An 8236-nucleotide genomic window follows, 5' to 3' on the forward strand; every position below is an offset into this window, starting at 1 on the left:
CAGAAAAAAGGGATGGATCAAATGGGGCGGGCGCGGCACATCCGGCAGCCGGATGCAACGCGTGCGATGGGGCAATTTCGAGCCGTCGGCGGGCCGGGCAGCCCAAGGAATACGGTTCGCCGTGCAAGTGCGACGAGCACGCATCGAGGTTCGAACAGGACGCAGGGCACGGAACAGAACGGATGCATCGATCGCAGCGGATCGTCTGCTGCGCGCCCGGATGCGGACGAAGCGACTGCGAGCCGCCGGATCCCGGCGCAACTCGGGCCGTCCCGGCGCGACGATCGTCGACGGGCGTTGCCCGGTTGCTCGACCGGGCAACCGGGCCCTGTCCCGAGCGGTTGCCTTACTTCTTGAGAAGCCGCAACGCGAACCGCGCCATGCGCGGCACGAACATCGGGCGCAGCAGGCGCGTGTCGTAGCCGGCCATCCGCCGGTCGTTCTCCGCAAGACACAGTTCGATCAGCTCGCGCGGGTTGAGCGCGTCGCCGATGTCGGCGGTGCCGGTCGCCGGGAAGTTCGCGTCGCGCGCGACGCCGTCGGAATCGATGCCGCGCGCGATGCCGATGCGTTCACGAATCAAATGCACCCACACGGCCGCGACCCGCGCGAAGAACCACGGCCGGCGCCACCACGGCAGGCTGCGCCAGTACCACGCGTACCAGTTCACGAAGAACAGGATGTGGCGGCCTTCTTCCTGGATCACCGGTTCGAAGGTGTCGACGAGTTCGGGCGGGAAGTAGCCGGAGCGCTGCGCGGATCGGAACAGCCCGAACGCGAAGAAGCTGTCGATGCATTCGCTGAAGCCCGTGACGATCCACCACCACTCGGGATCTTTCGGCGCGGGATAGGACGGCTCGGGAGCGAGCCGGATGCCGTAGGCCTCGACCAGCTTCGACAGCACGACCTTGTGGCGGGCTTCCTCGCCGCCGTCCATCTCGAGCGCGCGGCGCAGCAGCGGATTGTCGATCGTCGCCGCATAGGTCGCGACGCGGATCGATGCGCGGCCTTCGGTTTGCACCGCGATGTCCCAGATCGGCAGCGACGTGAGCCGTTTGAGCTCGGCGGGCTTGAGCGCGGGCCAGTCGATCACCGCCGGCTTGTACGGGTTGTGTGTGTCGAGCAGCATGCGGCAGAACATCTGCATGTGCGCATCGGAACCGATCCGGACCGGACCCGGCCTCTCGAAGGTCCAGTTGCGCATTGCGTGATCTGCTGCTGCATGCTCTTCCTGCAGCGTGTCACTCATGGCTGTTGCTATGCGATTACGGGTCGAAAGATTCTTGCATAGCTTCCGTAAACGCGTATTTTCGAGCGGCCATGCGCGCGCCGGTCAGGCGTGCGTGTCGACCCAGAGGCGGCCCCAGCGGGACGCGTAGGCCAGCGCGTGCTCTTCCTCGAAGAAGAAATCGATCGCGTCGAACGACACGGCGCGCGGCGACGGGCCGCCGCTCGCCTTCTCGATCGTCAGGTTGGCGGCGAACAGCCCGTTCGGCAACCGGGCGGCAGCGGGAGCGACTTCGTAGCCCTTGTAGCGGATCGTACGGTTCATGGCGTGCGCGGAGAGAGTTCGGAGGTTCAGCGTACGAAAACCCGCCCGTGGCGTGAACCAATCTTTCGGCCAATGCAAATCACGCGGTGGGCCGAATCGTTATCGGCGCGGGGCAAGGGCAGCACGGAGCCGCGTCGACGTGCGCGGCGCGTGGCCGCTCGTCCGAATGCACGCCGCCCGCGCCGGCGAATCGGGTCGGCCGGGCGCGGGCGGTGGAAGGCGGGGAAGTTACTGGTTGGCGATCTTCAGCACGGGCGCGAGCGCATCGACCGATGCCGCATGCGACGCCGCGCGATGCGATGCGAACGCGAGCGCGAACTCGGCCGCCTGCGTGCCGACCGTCTCGAGCTGGGCGACGACCTTCGGATCGGAGCAACTGTCGGCGCTGTCGAAGCGCGTTTCGAGCGTGTTCACGGTCGCGCCGAACGGCGTCGGCCAGCCGCGCAGCGCATGCACGATCGAACGCAGCGACGTCAGCACGGTGCCGGCCGCCTGCCAGCCGTAGGCGGTGACGATCAGGCCGACCGCGCGCCCGTCGAGATAGGGGCGATCGTCCGCGCGCAGTTCCTCGAGCGTGTCGAGCGCGTTCTTCACGAGGCCGGAGACGCCGCCGTGATAGCCGGGCGTCGCGATGATGATCGCGTCGGCCTGGCGCACGGCGTCGATCAGTTCGCGCTGCGCGTCGGTCAGCGTTTTGTGTTCGGGCGCGTAGTGCGGCAGCGTATGCAGGAACGGGCCGTCGAACAGGCGCGTGCGTGCGCCGGCCGCCTGCGCACCGCGCAACGCGAACGACAGCGCGCGTTCGGTCGACGACGCTGCCCGGGTGGTACCGCCAATGCCGACGACGAACGGGCGGCGGTGTTGATCGAATGCAGTCAAGGGGCGCTCCTTGGGGATGGCTTGCCCGGCTAAGCACAGGCTTAAAACCCAGATGGTAACGACCCCGCCGCCACTCTGAAAACGACTTTTCGTTCTATCGATATGCCGCGCGGCAGGGGCAATCGTGTGCGCGGCCGCCCAGATCGATAGCAGAAATGCTTGGTTGGGAGGGCGGGCCGTGGTCGATAAGATGGGCCCGTCTCCTCCTTGATGTCTCTACTGACATGGGTTGGCCCCGCCGCGCGGATGCAGGCGGGGCTTTTTTTTCGTCCCGGTCAGGAAAAGGGGCGCGATATGCGGGGTCGTTGCCCGTTACTCGAATACCGGCCGGAAGAAGCTGCGCTCGTAGCTGATGATGCAGCGCGTGTCCTCCGCGTAGCGGAACGCGGCCTGGCAGGCCGGATCGTCCATCGAGCGTTCGCGGTAGCGCTCGTATTCGGCGAGGCTCGGGAACGAGAACATCGCGAGCGCAATGTTGTTCGCCCCTTCGGACGGCAGGAAGTAGCCGTGATGCGTGCCGCCGAATTTTTCGACGAGCGGAATCCACATCTTGCCGTAGGTCTCGAACTGGTCGAGCTTGTACGGATCGATGACGTAGCGAAGGTAGCAGGTGACCATGAGCGCGCTCGGTGCGGGGAGGAACCAGCGAGTCTGGATGGCGCCGCCGCATGTGTCAACGGCGCGCGTGTCGGCATTCGATGCCGGCGTGAATGGCGTTGCTTGCGCGCGCAACGATCGGTCCGGCTGCACGGGTCCTTCACCCCGCAAACGAAGCCGCGACACGCATCGAGGTCACCGTCCCTCCACACGCATTTCCCCAAACTTTTACGACATTTTTTCTTGCGAGGGCAACCAGCGCGCTCATAGACTTCGGGCATCCCAACCAAGGAGCAAGGCAATGTCGATACCCTGGAACGCGATCGCCGAACACACGCCTGCCGCGCCGCCTTCGGTGTGCGCCGATCGGGTGATCGTGCGGCGTTTCGATCCGGCCTTCGACAGTTATGCACAACTCACGCCGATGCTGCATCGCGCGTTCGCGCGGCTCGGCGCGATGGGGCTCAACTGCACGTGCGTCGACCAGAGCGAGGACGTCACGCGCCGTCGCGCGGAAGCGGGCGAGTGCTACGTCGCCGTGTGTGGCGGGCGGGTGATCGGCACGGCCACGCTGTATGCGACCGATCCGTCGTCGGCGTGCTCGCTGTACCGGCGCGAAGGCGTCGCGAGCGTGCGGCAGGTGGCGGTGGACCCCGATTGCCAGAGCCGCGGGATCGGTGCGCTGCTGCTGTCGTTCGCCGAGCAGTGGGCGGCGTTGCGCGGCTATACGCTGCTCGCACTCGATACGCCGCATCCCGCCTCGCACTTGCTGGCGTTCTACGGCGCGCAGGGTTTCGACGTCGTCGACGTGATGCGCTTCGACGGCAAGCGTTACGACAGCGCGATCCTCTGCAAGCGGCCCGTCGCGCAGGTTGCACGTCGCGTGTCGCCGGCGTCGCGCATGGCCGTACGCGTGGCGGCCGTGCGGCGTCTTGCCTATGCGTTGCCGTCGCGCGTGGTCGCGGTGGCCCGGCGCGACCTGCATGTGCGACGTGGCGCAGGCTGGGCAGCGCGACGCGCGGCCGGTGCCGCGAGCTGCCGCTCGTCGCCGTGGCGGCCGCGTCAGCACGGGCGCTACACGTTCGGCTGAACGCCGCGCGCCGGTTCGTTTTCCTGCTTTGCCGCGTAAACGTCGTATGAGCGGAGTGTGGCGCTCCCGCTCGTGTACGGCCCTTGAGACACCCCCGCCGCGCCGCGGCGAAACGGACGTTTACGCGCTTTTTATACCTTGACGCGATCCTTTGCCGCGATCTTCACGCGAACCTTCATAAGATGGTTTCGTGGAAACGGAAGCCGCACGCGAAAACGCGCGAAGGCAGCCGGCTCTGACCGATGCCGGATGCCGTTGCGCGGGCGTGCCGGCACAAGGAAACCGCCATGTCTCTCTCACCCATGCCAGGCCCGCGCCCTGCGCAGCCCGGCCATCCGCGCACGGCCGTGCGCTCGATGTTCGATCCCGCGCTCGTGCGCCCGGCGATCGCCGATTCGTTCAGGAAACTCACGCCGCGTACGCAGTTCCGCAATCCGGTGATGTTCTGCGTGTACGTCGGCAGCATCCTGACCACGATCCTGTGGATCGCCGCGCTGTTCGGCCAGGCCGAAGCACCCGCCGGCTTCATCGTCGCGATCGCGCTGTGGCTGTGGTTCACCGTGCTGTTCGCGAACTTCGCCGAGGCACTCGCCGAAGGGCGTTCGAAGGCGCAGGCCGCATCGCTGCGCAGTGCGAAACACAACGTGGTCGCGAAAAAGCTCGCGGCGCCGCGTGCGAAGGCACCCGTCGAGGTGATGGCGTCGACCGACCTGCGCAAAGGCGACGTCGTGCTCGTCGAAACCGGTGACACGATCCCGGCCGACGGCGACGTGATCGAAGGTGTCGCGTCGGTCGACGAATCGGCGATCACCGGCGAATCCGCGCCGGTGATCCGCGAGGCGGGTGGCGACTTCTCGTCGGTGACGGGCGGCACGCGCGTGCTGTCCGACTGGATCGTCGTGCGGGTCGCCGTCAATCCGGGCGAGGCGTTCCTCGACCGGATGATCGCAATGGTCGAAGGGGCGAAGCGCAAGAAGACGCCGAACGAGATCGCGCTGACGATCCTGCTCGTCGCGCTGACGATCGTGATGCTGCTGGCCACCGCAACGCTGCTGCCGTTCTCGACGTTCGCGGTCGAAGCGATGAAGGCCGGCCATGTCGTGACGATCACCGCACTGGTTGCACTGCTCGTGTGCCTGATCCCGACGACGATCGGCGGCCTCTTGTCCGCGATCGGCGTGGCCGGGATGAGCCGGATGATGCAGGCGAACGTGATCGCGACATCGGGCCGCGCGGTGGAAGCCGCCGGCGACGTCGACGTGCTGCTGCTCGACAAGACCGGCACGATCACGCTCGGTAATCGCCAGGCGTCGGCGTTCGTGCCCGCGCCGTTCGTGACCGAGGAAGCGCTGGCCGATGCCGCGCAGCTGTCGTCGCTCGCCGACGAAACGCCGGAAGGCCGCAGCATCGTCGTGCTCGCGAAGCAGCGTTTCAACCTGCGCGAGCGCGACATGCATGCGCTACATCCGGTGTTCCTGTCGTTCAGCGCGCAGACGCGGATGAGCGGCGTCGATCTGCCCGGCCGCGAGATCCGCAAGGGCGCGGCGGATGCGATCAAGCATTACGTCGAGTCCCACGGTGGCCGCGTCACGCGCGAAGTCGAAGCGGTCGTGACCGACATCGCGCGCCGCGGCAGCACGCCGCTCGCGGTGGCGGAGCGGGTCGACGGTGTCGCTCGCGTGCTCGGCGTGATCGAGCTGAAGGACATCGTGAAGGGCGGCATCAAGGAGCGCTTCGCGGAACTGCGCAAGATGGGCATCAAGACCGTGATGGTGACGGGCGACAACCGGCTGACGGCCGCGGCGATCGCGGCGGAAGCGGGGGTCGACGATTTCCTCGCGGAAGCGACGCCGGAAACCAAGCTCGCGACGATCCGCGAGCACCAGGCGGTCGGCCGCCTCGTCGCGATGACGGGCGACGGTACCAACGACGCGCCGGCGCTCGCGCAGGCCGACGTGGCGGTTGCGATGAACACCGGCACGCAGGCGGCGAAGGAGGCCGGCAACATGGTCGACCTCGACTCGAACCCGACGAAGCTGATCGAGATCGTCGAAATCGGCAAGCAGATGCTGATGACGCGCGGCTCGCTGACGACGTTCTCGATCGCGAACGACGTCGCGAAGTATTTCGCGATCATCCCGGCCGCATTCGCGACGACGTATCCGCAACTGCGCGTGCTCGACGTGATGCATCTCGCGTCGCCGGCGTCGGCGATCCTGTCGGCGGTGATCTTCAATGCGCTGATCATCGTCGCGTTGATCCCGCTCGCGCTGAAGGGCGTGCGCTATCGTCCGCTCGGCGCGGCGCCGCTGCTGCGCCGCAACCTGCTGCTGTACGGCCTCGGCGGCGTGCTGCTGCCGTTCCCGTTCATCAAGCTGATCGACATGGTGCTGGTGGCATGCGGATGGGTTTGAACATGCGCGCGCATCGCGCACCGGACGAAGGCGCAGCCGGATGAGCGAACCGACCGTCGTCATCGTGATCGTCGACGAAGACAGGTTCATCCGGCACTTCGTCCGTGTCGCGCTGAAGGCCGAACACATGCACGTCGTCGAGGCCGCGACCGGTGCGGCGGGCGTGGCGGCCGTCGGTGCACGACGGCCCGACCTGATCGTCGCGGACACGAACCTGCGAGACCTCGGCGGCACCGAACTGATCCGCGCGCTGCGCGCGTGCTCGGCCGCGCCGCTGATCGTGCTGTCGGCGCTGAGCGCGGAAAGCGACAAGGTGGCCGCGCTCGACGCGGGCGCGGACGACTACCTGACCAAGCCGTTCGGCGCCGCCGAGCTGATCGCGCGGATTCGTGCGCACCTGCGGCGGCAAGCCGGCGGCGGGCGCATCGATGCGGTGTGCGTACGCTTCGGCGACGTGACCGTCGATCTCGCCGATCGCCAGGTGTTGCGCGGCGGCACACGCGTGCATCTGAGCCCGATCGAATTCCGGCTGCTGGCCGTGCTCGCGCATCACGCGGGGCGGCTGCTTACGCACGATCGTCTTCTGAGCGAAGTGTGGGGCACGGCGCACGGCAAGGATGCGCACTACCTGCGCGTGTATGTCGGCCACCTGCGGCGCAAGCTGGAGTGCGATCCGCGGCGGCCCGCATACATCGTGACGGAGATGGGCGTCGGCTACCGGCTCGCCGGCGCGCAGTAGCGACGCGCTCAGGGGTTCGCGGCCGTGCGCAGTGCGTCGCTCGCCGCGTCGTTCGAACGGCGCAGCTGCGCATCGAATTGCTGCACGCGCAGCGCAACCCGCTGCGCATAGCGCTTCGTGCCGCCGTTGTAGCGCACGAGCGCGGTTTCGACGTCACCGTCCGCGTCGTCGAGATAGCCGCGGAAGATGGCCGCGCCGATCCGCACGTTGGTGGCCGGATCAGAGAGGTCCTTCACATGCGCGACGAGATCGCGATGGGCGGTGGGCAGCACCTGCATCAATCCGCGCGCACCGGCGACACTGACCGCATGGCGATCGAAGCCCGACTCGACCGCGATGATCGCGAGCAGCAGCGCCGGGGCAAGCCCGTAGCGATCCGATTCGGTCTGCACCGCGCGCGCGATCGTGCGCGCATCGGCATACGCGATGTGAAAGCGGTTGCGCAGCGCGGTGACGATCGTGTCGAGGGTGGGGGGCGGCGAGGCTTCGGGCGTGCTGGCGGCGGCGACCGGCGCGGCGGGCGTGTCGTCGGCATGCGCGGGCAATGCGATCGACAGCGGCAGCGCGATCGTGATTGGCAGCAGCAGCCGCTTCAGCCGTAGGGCCGGGTGCACGCGCAGGCGTGGCGCCGGCCGGTCATACGATGGATAGGTTTCCTGCATGTCGTCGCATCGTGGTTCCGATGCGACGACTGTACGCAGTTATGCATTGCGACCGTCGAAAGAAACCGGCACGCGAGATAAACGGCGCGTAAAGACGGGCAGCGGGCGGTGTGCATGGCCGCGCGGCGTCACTCGTCGCGGCCGTGCGTATCGCCGCCGCCTTTCGCGAGGCGCCATGCAATCGTGCCGAGCACACCGACCGCGACGATCAGCGCGCCCCACAGCACGAAGCGGCGCGGCGCGTCCGTATCGGCGGCCGGCGCCGGCGCGACCGCCGATACCGGCAACGCCGCGCCGACGCGC

9 protein-coding genes are annotated in these 8236 nt (G+C 67.7%); 3 read left to right on the top strand and 6 right to left on the bottom strand.

The genetic code is table 11. The features are described from left to right. Window positions 1-346: 346 nt before the first annotated feature. The 4 genes from G3N61_RS19725 to G3N61_RS19740 form a co-directional block, all read right to left on the bottom strand. Window positions 347-1249 carry a ferritin-like domain-containing protein gene (locus G3N61_RS19725; protein ID WP_205823375.1) on the bottom strand — a complete coding sequence of 301 codons (903 nt, stop codon included), beginning with the start codon at window positions 1247-1249 and terminating at the stop codon, window positions 347-349. 84 nt (window positions 1250-1333) lie between these two features. Continuing rightward, a complete protein-coding gene (locus G3N61_RS19730) occupies window positions 1334-1552 on the bottom strand; it encodes a hypothetical protein (RefSeq protein ID WP_043180681.1) in 219 nt (72 codons plus the stop codon). 228 nt (window positions 1553-1780) lie between these two features. Further along, window positions 1781-2431 carry an NAD(P)H-dependent oxidoreductase gene (locus G3N61_RS19735; protein WP_027790596.1) on the bottom strand — a complete coding sequence of 217 codons (651 nt, stop codon included), beginning with the start codon at window positions 2429-2431 and terminating at the stop codon, window positions 1781-1783. A 312-nt stretch (window positions 2432-2743) separates the two neighbouring features. Beyond that, on the bottom strand, window positions 2744-3049 hold the full coding sequence (locus tag G3N61_RS19740) for an NIPSNAP family protein (protein ID WP_205823376.1): 306 nt from the start codon (window positions 3047-3049) through the stop codon (window positions 2744-2746). A 280-nt stretch (window positions 3050-3329) separates the two neighbouring features. On the opposite strand from G3N61_RS19740, the gene G3N61_RS19745 reads away from it, so the two are divergent. From G3N61_RS19745 to G3N61_RS19755, 3 genes are all read left to right on the top strand, one after another. After that, on the top strand, window positions 3330-4118 hold the full coding sequence (locus tag G3N61_RS19745; protein ID WP_205823377.1) for a GNAT family N-acetyltransferase: 789 nt from the start codon (window positions 3330-3332) through the stop codon (window positions 4116-4118). A 356-nt stretch (window positions 4119-4474) separates the two neighbouring features. After that, the gene (gene kdpB, locus G3N61_RS19750; RefSeq protein ID WP_205823382.1) at window positions 4475-6532 is read left to right on the top strand and encodes a potassium-transporting ATPase subunit KdpB; all 2058 of its coding nucleotides are present in this window, start codon (window positions 4475-4477) and stop codon (window positions 6530-6532) included. A gap of 40 nt (window positions 6533-6572) precedes the next feature. Continuing rightward, window positions 6573-7271 carry a response regulator gene (locus tag G3N61_RS19755; RefSeq protein ID WP_205823378.1) on the top strand — a complete coding sequence of 233 codons (699 nt, stop codon included), beginning with the start codon at window positions 6573-6575 and terminating at the stop codon, window positions 7269-7271. Window positions 7272-7279: 8 nt separating this feature from the next. Here G3N61_RS19755 and G3N61_RS19760 read toward each other — a convergent pair whose 3' ends face one another. Together G3N61_RS19760 and G3N61_RS19765 are read right to left on the bottom strand one after the other, a co-directional pair. Beyond that, window positions 7280-7933 (bottom strand): transglycosylase SLT domain-containing protein, encoded by a 654-nt coding sequence (locus G3N61_RS19760; protein WP_205823379.1) that lies wholly within the window; start codon window positions 7931-7933, stop codon window positions 7280-7282. Window positions 7934-8061: 128 nt separating this feature from the next. Further along, window positions 8062-8236: DUF3999 family protein (locus G3N61_RS19765; RefSeq protein ID WP_205823383.1), on the bottom strand; the 175-nt coding region annotated here is incomplete at its 5' end.

Source organism: Burkholderia sp. Ac-20349 (assembly GCF_017104865.1).
GTDB classification, from domain to species: Bacteria; Pseudomonadota; Gammaproteobacteria; order Burkholderiales; family Burkholderiaceae; genus Burkholderia; species Burkholderia aenigmatica.